We start from the raw sequence: 16,724 nt of genomic DNA, 5'->3' as shown, positions 1-16,724 counted from the left end.
GGCACGCGGATATCCGGCGCACCCGGGTTTCACTGTCTTCCTCCCACTTTTCCGGCAGCGGCACCGGACATGACGGGCGCTCAAGGGGCGCGTGGGAGCTCGGCCCTGGAGAAAAAAGTTGGCATGCACACTACCGGCGAGGGTGCCGGTGCTGCTACCACGGTCTCGGCGGACGGGCGGAGATCCCGCCGGTCGGCCCCAGGGAGGCTCCATGAAACTGTCCAGACTCGCGACGCTCTCGTCCTCGCTCCTGCTCGGTGCCGTACTCGCCCTGACCGGTTCGGCCGCCGCCGGCGCCGCCACCTCCGTCCGGGCCGTCGACTACGTCGCCCTCGGAGACTCGTACTCCTCGGGCGTGGGGTCCGGCAGTTACGACAGTGCCAGCGGTGGCTGCAAGCGCAGCACCAAGGCGTATCCCGCCCTCTGGGCCGCCGCCAACTCGCCCGCCTCGTTCTCCTTCGCCGCCTGCTCGGGTGCTCGTACGGGTGATGTGAAGGCCGGTCAGCTCGGCCCGCTGAACTCCTCGACCGACCTGGTCTCGATCTCCATCGGCGGCAATGACGCGGGCTTCGCCGATGTCATGACGACCTGTGTCCTCCAGTCGGAGGCCACCTGTCTCAACCGGATCGCCACGGCCCGCGGCTATGTCGAGTCCACCCTGCCCGGCAACCTCGACTCGGTGTACGCGGCGATCCAGGCCAAGGCGCCGTCCGCCCGTGTCGTCGTGCTCGGCTACCCCCGCTTCTACAAGATCGGCGGCAGCTGCGCCGTCGGCCTGAGCGACAAGGTGCGCACCGCGATCAACGGTGCGGCCGACCTCCTCAACTCGACGACCGCCAAGCGCGCGGCCGACCACGGCTTCGCCTTCGCCGATGTCGCGGGGAAGTTCACCGGCCACGAGATCTGCTCCAGCAGCGTTTGGCTGCACAGCGTGAACTGGCTGAACATCGGTGAGTCCTACCACCCCACCGCCGCCGGACAGTCGGGCGGATACCTGCCCGCCTTCGGCTCGGCGGCCTGATCCCGCCGGCCCGTGCGGCCGGGCCCGTCCGTGCGCCGGGCGGGCGGGAGGCCCCGTCCGCAGGGGTCTCCGTCCGGCGTGGCGCCCGGACGGCCCGCGGTCCCCGTGCGGGGCCACGGGCGGAGCGTCTTCGTCCGTTTCCGTTCTGTCCAACTCGCCCTGAAATCGGGCAGATTCACGAGTGAGGTGTCAACCTCCGCATGTGTGTGCGTAATCCCGCCACCGGGATACACGAGTGTCGTCGCGGGGCGATAGGGTTAACCTGCCCGGGCCGGGTGCCCTCGTACGGGTGGGGAGTGACATGGAACAGATAGCGATGCGGAGCAGGCCGCGTGTGCCTGCCATCACATGCGGGAGCGGTGCGACGAGTTCGCGCCTCGACCGCCATCTCGCGGTGCTCGGCGGACCTGCCGTGCCACAGCGGGAGGCTGCGGAGGCGACCCTGCTGATGCGCGAGCTCACCTCGCGCGATGCGGCCCGCCATCGTCGGAGCAAGAGTGCGCGAGTCTCGCTCTTCGCGCCGCTGCGACGGCTGAGGCGCTCGCTCTTCGGCAGCCGCCGCTGACCCGACCGACCGTCACGACCGCTCGACCGGTCCACCGCCCGGGCTCCCCGGCCAGGGTCCGTCGCCCGGCCCCCCGCTCGGGGCCTCGGTGACCACACCGTCCCGGCGCTGCGCTGCTGTACGCCCTCCTGTCATCCCCAGGGCCCACGGCAGCGCTTCGGTGTGTCTGCGGGGCATCGGAGGGTGACGGCCGGGGCTTTCGGAAATACTTCGGCGCCGAAACACTTCTAGACTGTATGCATGTCCGGAAAGCGAGCCGCGCGACTGAGCCCCGACGAACGGCGGGCCCAGCTGGTCGCCATCGGCCTGGACATGCTCACCGACTGCTCGCTGGACGAACTCTCCACGGACGACGTGGCGCGGCGGGCCGGGATCTCACGCGGGCTGCTCTTCCACTACTTCGACTCCAAGCGCGACTTCTACCGTGCCGTGGTGCGGCAGGAGTGCGACGACTTCGTCGCAGCCACGGAACCGGACCCCTCACTGGGGCCCGTTCCCTGGCTGCGATCGTTCATCGCCGGTTTCGTGCGCTACGTGCTGGAGCACCGCAGGGTCTATCTCGCCCTGGTCCGCGGTGCCGCGGGCAGTCACCCCGCGGTGGAGGACATCGTCGAGGCGACCAGGGCCACCCTCGCCCGGCGGGTGGCGGAGGGACAGCGCCGGCTCGGGATGCCGGACTCGCCGCGGCTGGCCGTCGCCGCCCGCGCCTGGACGGCGTTCGCGGAGGAGGCCGTGACCAGCTGGCCGCGCGGTGGACCGGACGTACCGGGCGAGCTGGGGGCCTTCCTGGAGTCGAGCTTCGTCAGCCTGCTCGGCACCCTGGACCGGCCCTGTGCGCTGCCCCGGTGAACGGGCCGGTGACGGTCACTCGCCGCCGCGCGCGTAACGGCGTACGGACAGCGGGACGAACACCGCGAGGAGCACCACCGACCAGGCGAGCGTCCCGGCCACCGGGTGGGTGACCGGCCAGGCGGCGTCGGCGGCCGGGGACGCGTTGCCGAACAGGTCACGGACGGCCGAGGCCACGGCGCTGATCGGGTTCCACTCCGCGATCGTGCGCAGCCAGTGCGGCAGATTGCCGGTCGGGATGTACGCGCTCGACAGCAGCGGCAGGACGAAGGTGGTACTGCCCAGCTGTCCGGCCGCCTCCTCGTTGCGGATCAGCAGGCCCAGCCAGCAGCCCACCCAGGACGTGGCGAAGCGGAACAGCAGCAGCAGCCCGAAGGCGCCCAGGGCGGCGAGCGGGCCGCCCTCGATCCGCCAGCCGACCGCGAGCCCGACCAGCACCAGCGGGACCAGACCGACGGCCGTGGTCAGCAGATCGGCGGCGGTCTGGCCGAACGGCACGGCGGGCCGGCTCATCGGCAGCGCGCGGAAGCGGTCCATCACCCCGCGATGGCAGTCCTGCGAGGACTGGAACATCCCGGTCATGATGCCGCCCGCCGCCGTCGCGGCCATCAGGCCCGGCACCAGGAACGCCCGGTACTCCTGGCCGGGCACGGCCAGCGCGCTGCCGAAGACGTACCCGAAGAACAGCAGCATGGTGATCGGCATGGTCTGGGTCAGGATCACCACGCCCGGGGCCGCCTTGATCCGCTGCAGATGGCGGCCCAGCATGGCCAGGCCGTCGGCGACGGGGGTGCCGGCCGCGGACGTGGCGGGCCGCTCGTGGACCAGTGTGGTGCTGCTCATGCTGCCGTCTCCTTCACGGGCGGGGAGGTGCGGCCGTCGCCGCGGTCGGTCAGACGGAGGAAGACCTCGTCGAGCGTGGGCGGGCGCAGGCTCGCGTCGACCAGCGGCACGCCCGCGGCGTCGAGTTCGCGGACGATGCGCGGGAGGGTGAGCGTGGCGTCGTTCGCGACGGCGCCCACGGTGCGGCGCTCGTGGTCGAGCACCGGCTCGACGCCGGTGAGCTGGTCGAGCACGCCGGCCGCCGGGACCAGCGCCGACTCATGGGCGACCACCACCTCGGCGTAGCTGCCGATGCGGGACTTCAGCTCGGCGGGGGTGCCGCGGTGGGCGGCCCGGCCCCGGTCGATCAGCACGATGTCGTCGGCCAGCTGATCGGCCTCCTCCAGATACTGCGTGGTGAGCAGCACGGTCGTGCCCCGGTCGGCCAGCTCCCGTACCGCCGCCCAGATCTGGTTGCGGCTGTGCGGGTCGAGGCCGGTGGTCGGCTCGTCCAGGAAGAGGACCCGCGGGCGGGTCAGCAGGCTGGCGGCGAGGTCGAGGCGGCGGCGCATGCCGCCCGAGTAGGTGCGGGCCGGGCGGTCGGCCGCCTCGGTCAGCTCGAAGCGCTCCAGGAGCTCGTCGGCGCGGGTGCGCGCCGCGGCGCCGCGGAACCGTTGCAGCCTGGCGAAGAGCCGCAGGTTCTGCCGGCCGGAGAGCTCGCCGTCGACCGAGGCGTCCTGCCCGGTGACCCCGATGGCGGCGCGCACCGCGCCGGCCTCGCGCACCACGTCGTGGCCGGCCACCCGGGCGCTGCCGCCGTCCGGCGCGGTCAACGTGGTCAGCACCCGGACGGCGGTGGTCTTGCCCGCGCCGTTCGGCCCCAGCACTCCGCAGACGGCACCCTCGGCGACCGCGAGATCGAGCCCCCGCAGCGCGTGGACATCGCCGTATCGCTTCTCCAGACCTTCACTAAGTACAGCGTACGTAGTTGTCATGCGGCTCACCGTACCGCACTACGTACGGTGTACGTAACTACGATGGTGGGCGAGGTGATGATCGATGGTGGGGCGACCCGCTGTACCCGAAGTGATCTGGGCCCGCCCCGAGCGTGCGGGCCGGGGCCCCAGGCCCGCGTTCAGCCGGGCGGACATCGCGGCGGCGGCCGTGCGCATCGCCGATGCGGAGGGCTTCGACGCGGTGTCGATGCGCAAGGTCGCGGCGGAGCTCGGCTGCGGCACGATGTCGCTCTACAACTACGTGCCGCGCAAGGAGGATCTGTACGAGCTGATGCTCGACGCGGTCAGCGGCGACTACGACTTCCCGGAGCCGTCCGGCGACTGGCGCGCCGACCTCGTCGCGCTCGCCCGCCAGACCCGCGCGATGATGCACCGCCACACCTGGGTGCCCCGGCTGATGTCACCCGTGTACGGCTTCAGCCCGAACTCCCTGCGGTACCTGGAGTACGCGCTCAGCTGCCTGGACGGCGTCGACGCGCGGTTCGGCGAGAAGATGGAGCTGATCGCCATGGTGAACGGCGTGGTCACCACCTATGTGGCCAACGAGATCGCCACGGCGGAGCGCAGCCGGTCGCTGCCCTGGTCCGAGGAGCAGGAGCACGCGGCCCGCACCGGCTATCTGATCAGCCAGATCGAGACCGGGAAGTATCCCCGGATGGCGGCGGGGTTCGCCGAGGACTCCGGGCCGATCGATCTGGAAGGGGTCTTCGACCGGGCGCTCCACCGGGTGCTGGACTCCTTCGCCCGGTAGCCCCGCCCGGTCTCCACTCACAGCAGCGCGAACTGCCCGTCCGGGCCCTCCTCCTGATGACCGAGCACCGAGGCGGGCCGCCGGGCGGCGGCCGCGACGGGCAGCACGCCCGCCGCCCGGAGCTCGGCGGCCGTGATCCCCGGCCCGTCGGCCAGGCCCTCCCGGCGGGGGCGGAGTGCGTCGAGCAGGGCGAGCAGGGTGATCAGCTCCAGCAGCTGGGAGGTCCACTCCTGGGGCCAGGCGTGCGGCCGGACCGCCTCCAGGCCGTCCATGTCCCGCGCGCCGGCCGCCGACCGCCGCCCGAACCAGAGCTCCAGCATCCGGACCCCGCCCACCCGGAACTCCCACGCCCCGGGCGGCACGGGCGAGATGCGGCCGGTCCCCACCATGAGCGTCTCGCTGTCCGGGTCGTACCCCAGCCCGTCCGGTACGGGTGGAACCGCGGCCCGCACATAGGGCCGGCGCCCGCCGGGCAGCCGTGGGCGCTCCGTGCCGCGCGCACCCCGCAGTTGCAGCCGCAACAGCTCCTGGCCGAGCTCCACCCCGGCCGTCCAGCGCGCGGTGTCGGCGGGCAGCGGGACCTCGCAGCCGGCCGGCGAGTGGCGGGCCGCCGCGAGCGCCCAGGCCAGCACGGCACGGGCGGTCACCGAGTCCCCGTGGCGGGTCCGCAGCAGGGTCAGCAGCCCGGGGGTCAGATTGGGTTCGCGGCCGCCCGGGCGCCGGAACAGCGGCCGGATCCGGCCGGGCCGGCCCGCCGGGGAGTGGCCGTCCGGCAGCAGTGCCGTCACGGACAGGGCGGGCCCGGTGTCCTGGGGCACGTACCCGTGCTCCACGGCGAAGAGCTGGTGCCCGTCGGCGACCCGCCACAGCTCGGGGCGGGCGGCATCGATCAGCCGGTGGTCGGGGAGCAGCCACTGCTCGTCGAACGGGCCGTGCGCGATCCGTACCGGCTCCGGGCACGGCCCCTCCTCGCGGGCGAACCGGCCGGTGCCGGTGGCCTGTCCGGGCAGCGCCGCCACCGGGGTCCGCGGGGTACGGGAGCGGGTCGCCCGGAACAGCCGCTCGCGCTCATCGTCCGGGGCCCGCACCAGCCGGTCCCAGCGCGCCCGGAGGGAGGCGGCGTCGGGGGCGATCACCCAGGGGCGGCCGGTGCGCAGCGGCCGTACGGACCAGGGCATCAGCTCGTCCAGGAGCGGGGCCCGCGTTTCCCGGGCATCGTCGCAGCCGCCCGCCGCCCGTGCCGCCACCGTGTCGTCCTCCCCGTCGCCACGTCCGCCCGCCCTCCCGGGCATCGTAGCCGCGTCCCTGCGGCACGGGGCAGTGCGTCAGTGCGCCTCCACGGTGACCGAGAAGGAGAACCGGTCGCCCCGGTAGCGGATCCGCGCCACGTCGACCACCCGGCCGCTCTCGTCGTAGGTCACGCCCGTGTAGAACAGGATCGGGCTCAGCAGCGGGACCTGGAGGAGTTCGGCGGTGGCCGGGTCGGCGAGGCGTGCCTCGACCGTGTCGGTGATGCGCGAGATCCGGACGCCGACCCGGTCGCGCAGCACCTTGGTCATCGGCCAGCGTTCGAGATCGGTGACGTCCAGACGGGCCGCGACGTCGGGACGCACCACGTTCTCCGCCCAGTTGGTGGGCTCGTCGCTGTCACCGTCGCGGCGCAGCCGGCGGTAGCTGACCAGCTCCGCGCAGTCGGGGAAGTACTCGGTGAGCTCGTCCGGCACGGCGACCGGGCCGTGGCCGAGCACCGCGGTCCGCTCGCCCGACTGCTGGGCCACGATCGCGTCGATCGAACCCAGCAGCCGGACCGGCGACACCCGGCGGGCGCGCGGCTCGATGAACGTGCCGCGCCGCCGGTGCCTGCTGATCAGCCCTTCGGTCTCCAGCTCCTTGAGTGCCTGGCGCATCGTCAGGACGCTGACGCCGTAGTGCGCGGCGAGCTGCTCCTCGGTCGGCAGCCGTGCCGAGGCGTCCCTGGCGCGGCCCAGTATCGAGGCGCGCAACGACTGCGAGACCTGGTACCACAGCGGCAGCTTGCGGTTCAGGACCAGTGAGTCGGGGGCGAAGGCCGGCCCCGGGGGGATCTTGGGCGTCTGAGGCACCTGGGGGCCTTTCGTTCGGACCGGGCCGGGTCGGGGACGGCTGCCGGCCGCCTACGGCCGGAAGTTGCGGCTCAGACCCTGCCACACGTCGTCGTAGCCGTGCTGGAGATGGCCGGCGGTGGCCGCCTGCTCCGTCGCCGTCACCGGCCAGCGGGTCTCGAACATGAAGGCGAGGCCGTCGTCGATCTTCTGCGGCTTCAGCTCCGCCTCGCTGGCCCGGTCGAAGGTCTCCCGGTCCGGGCCGTGCGCCGACATCATGTTGTGGAGCGAACCGCCGCCCGGGACGAAGCCGCCCCTGCCCGCCGTCTTCGCGTCGTACGCGCCCTCGATCAGGCCCATGTACTCGCTCATCACATTGCGGTGGAAGTACGGCGGCCGGAAGGTGTCCTCGCCGACCAGCCAGCGCGGCGCGAAGACGACGAAGTCGACCCCGGCCAGACCGGGTGTGTCGGACGGCGACGTCAGCACCGTGAAGATCGACGGGTCGGGGTGGTCGTAGCTGATCGAGCCGATGACGTTGAAGCGGCGCAGATCGTAGACGTACGGGGTGTGGTTGCCGTGCCAGGCGACCACGTCGAGCGGGGAGTGACCGTACGTCGCCGACCAGAGGTTCCCGCAGAACTTGTTGATCACCTCCACCGGGCGGTCGTCGTCCTCGTACGCGGCGACGGGGGCGAGGAAGTCCCGGGCGTTCGCCAGGCCGTTGGCGCCGATCGGGCCGAGGTCGGGGAGGGTGAACGGCTGGCCGTAGTTCTCGCATACGTAGCCGCGGGCGGTCGCGTCCAGCAGCTCCACGCGGAACCGGACCCCGCGCGGGATCAGGGCGACATGCCCCGGCTCGGCGCGCAGCAGGCCCAGTTCGGTACGGAGCAGCAGGCCGCCGTGTTCCGGGACGATCAGCAGTTCGCCGTCCGAATCGCTGAACACCCGGTCCGTCATGGACGAGTCGGCGTGGTAGAGGTGCACGGCCATGCCGGTGCGCTGCGCCGCGTCGCCGTTGCCGCCGAGGGTCCACAGGCCGGCCAGGAAGTCCGTACCGGCCGCGGGCTCGGGAAGCGGATCCCAGCGCAGCCGGTTGGGGTCGGGCACGGATTCGGTGAACGGGGCGGTGCGGATCGCGCCGTTGCCGATGCGGACGAACGGCGGGTGCGCGGCCGACGGGCGGATCCGGTAGAGCCAGGAACGGCGGTTGTGGGCGCGCGGTTCGGTGAACGCGGAGCCGCTCAGCTGCTCCGCGTAGAGCCCCAGCGGTGCCCGCTGGGGGGAGTTGCGGCCGTGCGGCAGTGCGCCCGCCACCGCCTCCGAGCTGTGCTGATTGCCGAAACCGGCGGAATGCTCCAGCGCTTCCGCCGTCTTCCTCGCCTGCTCGATGCCGCTCATGTGCGCTCCCGGTGCCGAAGGAATCCTATGGGTAACCGTAGGAATCGAATGGGGGTGAGTCAACGGCATCTGTGACGCACCCGGGTGTCCGGCGGTTCAAATGCGTGGTGCGCAGGGGGGTTCCAAAAGTTGAACAATGCTCTACTCTCCCGCACATGTCGTGGACACGAAGACTTCTGGTGGTTCTGGCGGCGCTCGCCGCCGCCCTCCTCGCGGCCCCGGCCGCCCAGGCGCACGAAGAACGTCCGGTCACCCTGCCCGACGGGACCGGGAGCGTCCCCGTGTACCGCACGGGCGAGCCCGACCTGCTGGTCTGCAAGACCGACCGGGCGGACTTCGAGCGCCGCGTCTCCGGCTTCCCGGAGGCGCTGCGGACCCGGAACCTGAAGCTCTTCGAACAGTGCCGGAAGTCCGGCTACCGGCACCTGCAGCAGGCCGTCGACGCGGTGGACCGGCCCGGCATGAACATCGCCGTCCTGCCCGGGCTGTACGAGGAGGAGCCCTCGCTGCCCAGGCCGACGGGGGAGTGCACCCGGCTGAAGGCGCCCAACTCCCAGCTCGGCTACCAGATCCTGTCGTACGCCCAGCAGGCGCGGTGCCCGCACAACCAGAACCTGGTCGCGATCCTCGGCAAGAAGAACCTCCAGATCGAGGGCACCGGCGCCGAGCGCACCGACGTGGTCATCGACGCCAAGTACCAGAAGCTCAACGCGATCCGCGCGGACGGCTCCGACGGGATCTACTTCCGCAACTTCACCGCCCAGCGCACCACCTTCAACTCCCTGTACGTCCTGGCCCAGGACGGCTTCGTCATCGACTCCGTCCTCACCCGGTGGAACGACGAGTACGGCTTCCTGACCTTCGCCAGTGACCACGGGCTGTACAAGAACTGCGAGTCGTACGGGAACGGCGACTCGGGCATCTACCCCGGCAGCGCGTCGAACATCAACGACGGCTACGGCTACGACGTGCCGCGCTACTCCATCGAGATCACCGGCTGCCGCAGCCACCACAACATGGTCGGCTACTCCGGCACCGCGGGCGACTCCGTCTACGTCCACGACAACGAGTTCGACCACAACATGGGCGGCGCCTCGATGGACAGCGCCTTCCCCGGCCACCCCGGACTGCCGCAGAACCACGCCCGCTTCGAACGCAACCTGATCCACGACAACAACGCCGACTACTACCCCTACGTCGCCGACGGCACCTGCGCCAAACCGCCTGTGGACCGAGGCTACGAGGAGGGCGTCGTCTGCCCGCAGATCTCCATGCCGCCCGGCTCCGGCATCATCACCGCGGGCGGCAACTGGAACCGGTACGAGAACAACTGGATCTACGGACAAAAGCGCGCCGCCTTCGTCCTGACCGCCGTTCCCGCCTTCATCCGCGGCGAGGGCGCGCTGTCCAAGCAGACCGACACCTCGCACCACAACCGGTACGCGGGCAACCACCTCGGCAAGGACAAGGCGGGCAACTCCCGGCCCAACCGCACCGATGTGTGGTGGGACGGCCAGGGTGAGGGCAACTGCTGGCAGTCGGACGCCGGTCCGTCCTCCCCGCGTGCCCTGCCGGCCTGCGGTGCCGAGCGCGGCTCGGTGACCGGGAACACCGACCGGCTGGTCGGCGAACCGGTCAAGCTCGCTCAACTGCTGGTCTGCGCCGACTACAACGTGCAGGCGCGCCGGCTGCCGGCCGGCTGCGACTGGTACGGGGCGCGGGGCATCCAGCGCATCGAGGTGCAGGTGGCGCTGACGGTCGCGGTGGTGCTCGCGCTGGTCGGCGGGGTGCTGTGGTGGCGCAGACTGCGCGGCAGCCGGCTCGCCACGGTGGTCACCGGGCTCGGCCTGATCGGCCTCGGGCTCGATGTGGCCGGATCGACGACGGGGCTGGCCGCCTCCTACGTGCCCGCGCTGGCGCTGCTGCTGACCGGGGTGTGGTGGACCGGGATCGGTCTGGTGCTCCGGCGGGAGCGGCCCTGGCTTGGCTGGACCACGGTGGTGCTGGGCGGGCTCACGCTGCTGGACGCCGTGGACAAGGCCGTGTTCATGATCCCGTGGATCCCGCTCAGCCCGGCCTGGGTGCGTGGACTGCTCGGCGTGGTCTGGGTGGTGTGGGCGGTGATCGCCGCCGCCCGGCACGGCGAGCGCGACGCCTCGGACGCCCCCGGTACCACGGGCTCCGCGCAGTCGGCCGTTCTTGCCCCCGCCTCCGCCCCGGAAGGAGACGCGTCGTGAAGCGTTCCCACAGGCCCCTGCGGACCGCCCGGCCGCGCCGGACCGTCCGGCCCGTCGTGGCCGCGGCCACCGTGCTCACCGCGGCCGCCCTCGTGTTCGGCGCGAGCGCCTGCGGCGGGCGGGCCACCACCCACCACAAGCCCGGCACCAGCCATGAGCAGGCCGGCGGCAGCGTCGGCCGGCTGCTCACCGCCGACGACGGCTCCGGCAACCGGCTGCGCCAGGTCGACGCCGAGGGCGCCCCCTCGGTGACGGTCGCCGTGCGGCCGGACTCGGAGGACGGCTGGAACGTCCACCTCACCGTGCGGAACTTCCGGTTCACCCCGGACAGCGTGGGCGGCGCCGCGCTCCTCGGACGCGGCCACGCCCGGCTGTTCCTCGACGGCCGCCCCCTCGCCCGGATGTACGGCTCCTGGTACCACCTTCCCGCCTCCCTCGTCCGTGGCGCGGGAAGGGGCGGCACCGAACTCACCGCACGGCTCTACGCCGACGACCACACCGCCTGGGCCGTGAACTCCGCCCCCGTCCAGGCCACCGCCTCCCTCTCCGATGCCACATCCGCCCCCGGGAGGGCCGGAGCCGCAACCCCCCGGCCCGACACGACACTTGTCGAGATCGTCGTCTCGCACGGCAAGGTCAGCCCCGACCCCGGCCGCACCGAGATCAGGAAGGGCCGGACCGTCGAACTCCGGGTGCGCAGCGACCGCGCCGACCACCTCCACGTCCACGGCTACGACAAGGAGGCCGCCCTGCCCGCGGGCAGGACCGTCACCCTGACCTTCACCGCCGACCGCAGCGGGCTCTTCGAGGTCGAGACCCACGAGTCCGACCTGCTCCTGACCCAGCTCGTCGTACGGTGAGCGTCCTCGCCCACGGCATCGGCGCCCAGCACGACCTTCCGCTGTCCCCCTTCTACGCCTTCGCCGGTGCCTTCGCCGCCCTCTTCGTCTCCTTCCTCGCGCTCGGCCTGCTCTGGTCGGCCTCCCGGTTCCGCGGCGACCGGGCGGGCCGGCCGGTCCCGTCCGGCCTCCAGCGCCTCGCCGACGCCCGCCCCACCCGTATCGCCCTGCGGGCACTCGGCCTCGCCGCCGCCCTGTACGTCACACTCCAGCTGCTCCTCGGCCCCGACGACCCGGACCGCAACCCGGCCCCGGGCGCCGTGTACGTACTCCTGTGGGTCGGACTGGTCCCCGCCTCGCTCCTCCTCGGCCCCGTCTGGCGGCTGCTCAACCCGCTGCGCACCGTCCACCTCCTGGTCTGCCGTGCCCTGGGACGCGACCCCGCCGCGGGCCGCCCCCTTCCCGTGCGGCTCGGTCTGTGGCCCGCCGCCGCCGGGCTCCTCGCGTTCACCTGGCTCGAACTCGTCGCCCCCGATCCCGCGTCGGCCGGCGCCCTCCTCGTCTTCCTCGGCGGCTACGCCGGCGTCCACCTCGCGGGCGCCGCCCGGTACGGCGCCGGATGGTTCGACCGGGGGGACGCCTTCGAGGTCTACTCGGGGCTGCTCGCCCGGCTCTCCCCGCTCGGCCGCCGCCCCGCCGACCGCCGCCTCGTGTTCCGCTCCCCGTTCAACGGACTGGACGCCACCCCGCAGATCCCCGGACTCGTCGCCACCGTCTGCGTCATGCTCGGCTCCACCGCCTACGACGGCTTCTCCGACGCCCCGTCCTGGATCACCACCGTCCAGACCTCGTCCCTGGGCCGCACCACCACCGCCACCCTGGGGCTCCTGGGCGCCGTCGCCCTCGTCGCCGCCCTCTACACCCTGTGCGCCGGCGCCGTCCGGCTGATCTCCGGCCGGCTGCACCACCCCCTCACCGCCTTCGCCCACTCGCTCGTACCGATCGCCCTCGGCTATCTGATCGCCCACTACTTCACGCTCTTCGTCACCGAAGGCCCACGCACGGTCATGGTGGCACTCGGCGCCGACGGTCCGGCCCCGCCCGAGTCGCCCCTGGGCCCCGGCGGTGTCGCCACACTCCAGGTCGCCGCGATCGTCCTCGGCCACGTACTCGGCGTCATCGCCGCCCACGACCGCTCCGTACGCCTCTTCCCGCCCGGCCGCGCCGTCGCGGGACAACTCCCGCTGCTGGTCCTGATGATCACGTACACCATCGGCGGCCTGTCACTGCTCATCGCATGAGAGCCGCGCCGGAGAACCGGCGGCCACCCACCGCCGGGCATCCGGAGAACCGGCGGCCACCCACCGCCGGGCACGCGGAGCCCACCGGCCGTCCGCCGCAGAGGAGACCCACGGCATCATGGAGCCCGTGCCCCATGCGAACACGAACCTCCGCCGCGCCCCCGTGCAGCAGCGCAGTGCCGAGCGCCTCGCCCGGATACTCGACGCCTGCGCCGAACTCCTCGACGAGACCGGCTACGAGCAGCTGTCCACCCGCGCCGTGGCCCTCCGCGCAGGGGTGCCCATCGGCTCCGTGTACCGGTTCTTCTCCAACAAGCGGGCGCTGACCGACGCGCTGGCCCAGCGCAATCTGGACAGCTACGCCGAACGCATCACCGGCCGCCTGGCCGCCGTCCCGGCCACGGACTGGCGCAGCGCCATCGACGCCGTGCTGGACGAATACCTGGCCATGAAGCGCTCCGTGGCCGGATTCGCCCTGGTCGACTTCGGTGCGGTGGCCCCCGAGGAGGACCCCGCCAACGCCGCCAACCAGCGGGTCGCAGGCCGGCTCGCCGAACTGCTCGCCGGACATCTGGGCGGCGCCCCCGACGAGGATCTGTCGCGCACCGTCCTGGTCTGCGTCGAGGCCGCCGACGCCCTCCTCCAACTCGCCTTCCGCACCGATCCGTCGGGCGACCGGGCCATCGTCGCCGAGACCCGCATCATGCTCCAGGCCTATCTGGCACGCGTGCTGGACTGATTGCGCAGGCACCGGCGGCCCGTTGCGCTCTCTCCATGACCCCCGCGTTGACCTGGGGTTTTGCTCGTATTGCTCGCATGTCAACGTCTTGTTAACGCTTCGAGTCGCGCCCTAACGTCATCCGCACCGCCGAGTCCGGCGGGAGTTCAAGGGTGAGCGATAGGTATCCACATGCTGACAATCCTCGGCTTCGCCATGATTGCGACCTTCCTGGTCCTGATCATGCTGAAGAAGATGTCGCCGATCGCGGCGTTGGTCCTGATCCCCGCGCTGTTCTGCGTCGCGGTCGGACAGGGCGCGAAGCTCGGTGACTACGTCATCGACGGCGTCGGCAATCTGGCCCCGACCGCCGCGATGCTGATGTTCGCCATCGTCTACTTCGGCGTGATGATCGACGTCGGCCTCTTCGACCCGATCGTGCGCGGCATCCTGCGCTTCTGCAAGGCCGACCCGATGCGGATCGTCGTCGGTACGGCGGTGCTCGCCGCCATCGTCTCCCTCGACGGCGACGGCTCCACCACCTTCATGATCACCGTCTCGGCGATGTATCCGCTGTACAAGCGCCTCAAGATGAGCCTGGTCGTGATGACCGGCGTCGCCGCCACGGCGAACGGCGTCATGAACACCCTTCCCTGGGGCGGCCCCACCGCCCGCGCCGCCACCGCGCTCAAGCTGGACGCGGGCGACATCTTCGTACCGATGATCCCGGCGCTCGGCATCGGCCTGGTCGCCGTACTCCTCCTCGCCGTCGTGCTGGGCCGGCGCGAGCGCAAGCGCCTCGGCGTGCTCACCCTCGACGAGGCGCTGGCCACCGGCACGGCCGCGGAGCCGGAGACCGTGCTCGTCGGGGCGGGCGGCGGCAGCGACCGCATCCGCAAGAACTCCGGCGGAGCCGGAACGGGTGTGGCCACGGGAGCGGGCGGCGACGCGGCGGAGCACCGGGCCACGGACGAGGACCCGGACGAGGGCTTCAAGGGCCTGGACCCGGACCGGGCCACCCTGCGCCCCAAGCTCTACTGGTTCAACGCCGGCCTCACCATCGCCCTGCTCACCGCGATGATCATGGAACTGATGCCGATCCCGGTGCTCTTCCTGCTCGGCGCGGCCCTCGCCCTCACCGTCAACTTCCCCCACATGCCCGACCAGCGGGCCCGGATCGCCGCCCACGCCGACAACGTCCTCAACGTCTCCGGCATGGTCTTCGCGGCCGCCGTCTTCACGGGCGTCCTCTCCGGCACGGGCATGGTCCAGCACATGGCCGACTGGCTCGTCGGCGCGATCCCCGACGGCATGGGCCCGCACATGGCGATCGTCACCGGCGTCCTCAGCATCCCGCTGACGTACTTCATGTCGAACGACGGCTTCTACTTCGGTGTCGTCCCCGTGCTCGCCGAGGCGGGCGCCGCCCACGGTGTCTCCCCGCTGGAGATCGCCCGCGCCTCCCTGGTCGGCCAGCCGCTGCACATGTCGTCCCCGCTGGTTCCGGCCGTCTACGTACTCGTCGGCATGGCGAAGGTCGAATTCGGCGACCACACCAGGTTCACCGTCAAGTGGGCGGCGCTCACCTCGCTGGTGGTGCTCTGCGCCGGACTCCTGTTCGGCATCATCTGACCGTGCGCACCCTCCAGGAACCCGGCAGGAGCTGGCTGCTGCGCCTCGTCATCGCCTTCACCTTCGCGCAGGCGGCGGTGTCGATGGCGCGGCCCGCCGTCTCCTACCGGGCCCTCTCACTCGGTGCGGAAGAGCGTGCCATCGGCGTGATCACCGGGGTGTACGCGCTCCTCCCGCTCTTCGCCGCCGTGCCGCTCGGGCGCCGAACCGACCACGGACGGTGCGCGCCCCTGCTGCCCTTCGGCGTCGTGCTGATCGCGGGCGGCTGCGCCCTGAGCGGCCGGGCCGGCTCGCTGACCGCGATGGCGGCCTGGAGCGGGGTGATGGGACTGGGCCACCTCTGCTTCGTCATCGGCGCCCAGTCGATCGTCGCCCGCCAGTCCGGACCGGCCGAACAGGACCGCAACTTCGGGCACTTCACCATCGGCGCCTCCCTCGGCCAGCTCATCGGCCCGATCGCCGCCGGGTGTCTGATCTCCGAGCGGGACGGCGCCATGGCCCGTACCAGCGCACTCGCCCTGCTCGTCGCGGCGGCCGTCGCCGCCGTCTCCCTCGGCTCGCTCCGGCGCGTCGAGCACCGCTGCGCACCCGCCGCCCACCGGGCGGAGCCGGCCGCGAAGGTCCCCGTCGGCCGCATTCTGCGGGCCCGCGGGGTTCCGGCCGGAATCTTCATCAGCCTCGCCGTGCTCTCCGCGACCGACATCCTCACCGCTTACCTGCCCGTCGTCGGCGAGCACCGGGGCATCGCCCCCGCCACCGTCGGACTGCTGCTCAGCCTGCGCGCCGCCGCCACCATCGCCTGCCGGCTGGTGATGACCCCGATGCTCCGGCTCCTCGGCCGCACCGCGCTGCTCACCACCACCTGCCTGCTGGCCGGGGTGCTGTGCGCGGGCATCGCCCTGCCCGTCCCCGTGGCGGTGCTGGCCGTGATGCTCGCCGTGCTCGGCTTCTGCCTCGGCGTCGGGCAGCCGCTCTCGATGACCACCGTCGTCCGGGCCGCCCCGCCGGAGGCCCGCTCCACCGCGCTCGCCCTCCGCCTCACCGGGAACCGCCTGGGCCAGGTCGCGGCCCCCGCCTCGGCCGGACTGACCGCCGGAGTGGCGGGCACCGCGGCCCCCTTCGTCATGCTCGGCGCCCTCCTCCTCGTGGCGGCGGGGCTCGGCGTACGGGGCGGTCGGCAGGACGGGAAGGCCGGTGCCGCCCCGGACGTACCGGCACCGCTGCGGCCCCGGCGGCGGCGTGCCACCGACCGGAACCGCGCCTGACCCCCGCCGCCGACGCCCGGCCGTTGACCTCAAGTCCACTGGAGGTCGTACGTTCCTCCCATGAGCATGGAAACCACCGCGTGGACACAGCTCCACAACGTCATGAACGCGCAAGCGGACCGACGCCCCTTCGACCGGAACACCCTGCGGCGCATCGCCGCGTTCGCCCGCCCGCACCGGCGCCGGGTCGCCCTCTTCCTGGTCCTCAGCGTGGGGGCGGCGGGGG

At 72.4% G+C, this 16,724-nt stretch carries 15 protein-coding genes; 10 read left to right on the top strand and 5 right to left on the bottom strand.

Translation table 11 applies throughout. The features are described from left to right. Window positions 1–211 precede the first annotated feature (211 nt). The 3 genes from AADR41_RS06410 to AADR41_RS06400 all read left to right on the top strand — a co-directional run bounded on the left by AADR41_RS06410 (window position 212) and on the right by AADR41_RS06400 (window position 2,435). Window positions 212–1,021 carry an SGNH/GDSL hydrolase family protein gene (locus AADR41_RS06410; RefSeq protein ID WP_342280386.1) on the top strand — a complete coding sequence of 270 codons (810 nt, stop codon included), beginning with the start codon at window positions 212–214 and terminating at the stop codon, window positions 1,019–1,021. 301 nt (window positions 1,022–1,322) lie between these two features. Further along, the gene (locus tag AADR41_RS06405; protein ID WP_342280385.1) at window positions 1,323–1,586 is read left to right on the top strand and encodes a hypothetical protein; all 264 of its coding nucleotides are present in this window, start codon (window positions 1,323–1,325) and stop codon (window positions 1,584–1,586) included. Between the two features lie 240 nt (window positions 1,587–1,826). After that, window positions 1,827–2,435 carry a TetR/AcrR family transcriptional regulator gene (locus tag AADR41_RS06400; RefSeq protein WP_342280384.1) on the top strand — a complete coding sequence of 203 codons (609 nt, stop codon included), beginning with the start codon at window positions 1,827–1,829 and terminating at the stop codon, window positions 2,433–2,435. 15 nt (window positions 2,436–2,450) lie between these two features. Here AADR41_RS06400 and AADR41_RS06395 read toward each other — a convergent pair whose 3' ends face one another. After that, window positions 2,451–3,203, bottom strand: a complete 753-nt coding sequence (locus AADR41_RS06395) for an ABC transporter permease (RefSeq protein WP_342280459.1) — start codon at window positions 3,201–3,203, stop codon at window positions 2,451–2,453. 71 nt (window positions 3,204–3,274) lie between these two features. Beyond that, window positions 3,275–4,252: an ATP-binding cassette domain-containing protein gene (locus AADR41_RS06390; RefSeq protein WP_342280383.1), complete on the bottom strand. Its 978-nt coding sequence runs from the start codon at window positions 4,250–4,252 to the stop codon at window positions 3,275–3,277. Between the two features lie 64 nt (window positions 4,253–4,316). On the opposite strand from AADR41_RS06390, the gene AADR41_RS06385 reads away from it, so the two are divergent. Further along, the gene (locus AADR41_RS06385; protein ID WP_342280382.1) at window positions 4,317–5,024 is read left to right on the top strand and encodes a TetR/AcrR family transcriptional regulator; all 708 of its coding nucleotides are present in this window, start codon (window positions 4,317–4,319) and stop codon (window positions 5,022–5,024) included. A 17-nt stretch (window positions 5,025–5,041) separates the two neighbouring features. Here AADR41_RS06385 and AADR41_RS06380 read toward each other — a convergent pair whose 3' ends face one another. The 3 genes from AADR41_RS06380 to hmgA are packed head-to-tail and all read right to left on the bottom strand — an operon-like array spanning window position 5,042 to window position 8,506. Beyond that, window positions 5,042–6,316 carry a type ISP restriction/modification enzyme gene (locus tag AADR41_RS06380; protein WP_342280381.1) on the bottom strand — a complete coding sequence of 425 codons (1,275 nt, stop codon included), beginning with the start codon at window positions 6,314–6,316 and terminating at the stop codon, window positions 5,042–5,044. 33 nt (window positions 6,317–6,349) lie between these two features. Next, on the bottom strand, window positions 6,350–7,126 hold the full coding sequence (locus tag AADR41_RS06375; RefSeq protein WP_342280380.1) for a GntR family transcriptional regulator: 777 nt from the start codon (window positions 7,124–7,126) through the stop codon (window positions 6,350–6,352). 51 nt (window positions 7,127–7,177) lie between these two features. Next, on the bottom strand, window positions 7,178–8,506 hold the full coding sequence (gene hmgA / locus AADR41_RS06370; RefSeq protein WP_342280379.1) for a homogentisate 1,2-dioxygenase: 1,329 nt from the start codon (window positions 8,504–8,506) through the stop codon (window positions 7,178–7,180). A gap of 155 nt (window positions 8,507–8,661) precedes the next feature. Between hmgA and AADR41_RS06365 the strand changes: the two genes are divergently transcribed. The 6 genes from AADR41_RS06365 to AADR41_RS06340 all read left to right on the top strand — a co-directional run bounded on the left by AADR41_RS06365 (window position 8,662) and on the right by AADR41_RS06340 (window position 16,498). Then, window positions 8,662–10,743, top strand: a complete 2,082-nt coding sequence (locus AADR41_RS06365) for a right-handed parallel beta-helix repeat-containing protein (protein ID WP_342280378.1) — start codon at window positions 8,662–8,664, stop codon at window positions 10,741–10,743. 17 nt (window positions 10,744–10,760) lie between these two features. Beyond that, a complete protein-coding gene (locus AADR41_RS06360; protein ID WP_446750991.1) occupies window positions 10,761–11,603 on the top strand; it encodes a hypothetical protein in 843 nt (280 codons plus the stop codon). Continuing rightward, window positions 11,600–12,883 carry a hypothetical protein gene (locus tag AADR41_RS06355; RefSeq protein ID WP_342280377.1) on the top strand — a complete coding sequence of 428 codons (1,284 nt, stop codon included), beginning with the start codon at window positions 11,600–11,602 and terminating at the stop codon, window positions 12,881–12,883. Before AADR41_RS06360 ends, AADR41_RS06355 begins: the two co-directional genes overlap by 4 nt. 118 nt (window positions 12,884–13,001) lie before the next feature. Beyond that, a complete protein-coding gene (locus AADR41_RS06350) occupies window positions 13,002–13,622 on the top strand; it encodes a TetR/AcrR family transcriptional regulator (protein ID WP_342280376.1) in 621 nt (206 codons plus the stop codon). Window positions 13,623–13,793: 171 nt separating this feature from the next. Continuing rightward, on the top strand, window positions 13,794–15,233 hold the full coding sequence (locus tag AADR41_RS06345) for a CitMHS family transporter (RefSeq protein WP_342280375.1): 1,440 nt from the start codon (window positions 13,794–13,796) through the stop codon (window positions 15,231–15,233). Then, window positions 15,230–16,498, top strand: a complete 1,269-nt coding sequence (locus AADR41_RS06340; protein WP_342280457.1) for an MFS transporter — start codon at window positions 15,230–15,232, stop codon at window positions 16,496–16,498. The genes AADR41_RS06345 and AADR41_RS06340 overlap by 4 nt, the downstream gene beginning before the upstream one ends. Window positions 16,499–16,724 lie beyond the last annotated feature (226 nt).

Source organism: Streptomyces sp. CLV115, assembly GCF_038448545.1.
Taxonomy (GTDB): domain Bacteria; phylum Actinomycetota; class Actinomycetes; order Streptomycetales; family Streptomycetaceae; genus Streptomyces; species Streptomyces sanglieri.
The sequence above is the reverse complement of the archived record's forward strand: the minus strand, read 5'-3'. Positions and strand labels throughout refer to the sequence as shown.

What these genes read in the sequence shown, in the direction of transcription:
- AADR41_RS06410 (WP_342280386.1), top strand. Translation starts at nt 212, where the DNA reads ATGAAACTGTCCAGACTCGCGACGCTCTCGTCCTCGCTCCTGCTCGGT.
- AADR41_RS06405 (WP_342280385.1), top strand. Translation starts at nt 1,323, where the DNA reads ATGGAACAGATAGCGATGCGGAGCAGGCCGCGTGTGCCTGCCATCACA.
- AADR41_RS06400 (WP_342280384.1), top strand. Translation starts at nt 1,827, where the DNA reads ATGTCCGGAAAGCGAGCCGCGCGACTGAGCCCCGACGAACGGCGGGCC.
- AADR41_RS06395 (WP_342280459.1), bottom strand. Translation starts at nt 3,203, where the DNA reads ATGCTGGGCCGCCATCTGCAGCGGATCAAGGCGGCCCCGGGCGTGGTG.
- AADR41_RS06390 (WP_342280383.1), bottom strand. Translation starts at nt 4,252, where the DNA reads ATGACAACTACGTACGCTGTACTTAGTGAAGGTCTGGAGAAGCGATAC.
- AADR41_RS06385 (WP_342280382.1), top strand. Translation starts at nt 4,317, where the DNA reads ATGGTGGGGCGACCCGCTGTACCCGAAGTGATCTGGGCCCGCCCCGAG.
- AADR41_RS06380 (WP_342280381.1), bottom strand. Translation starts at nt 6,316, where the DNA reads ATGCCCGGGAGGGCGGGCGGACGTGGCGACGGGGAGGACGACACGGTG.
- hmgA (WP_342280379.1), bottom strand. Translation starts at nt 8,506, where the DNA reads ATGAGCGGCATCGAGCAGGCGAGGAAGACGGCGGAAGCGCTGGAGCAT.
- AADR41_RS06365 (WP_342280378.1), top strand. Translation starts at nt 8,662, where the DNA reads ATGTCGTGGACACGAAGACTTCTGGTGGTTCTGGCGGCGCTCGCCGCC.
- AADR41_RS06350 (WP_342280376.1), top strand. Translation starts at nt 13,002, where the DNA reads ATGGAGCCCGTGCCCCATGCGAACACGAACCTCCGCCGCGCCCCCGTG.
- AADR41_RS06345 (WP_342280375.1), top strand. Translation starts at nt 13,794, where the DNA reads ATGCTGACAATCCTCGGCTTCGCCATGATTGCGACCTTCCTGGTCCTG.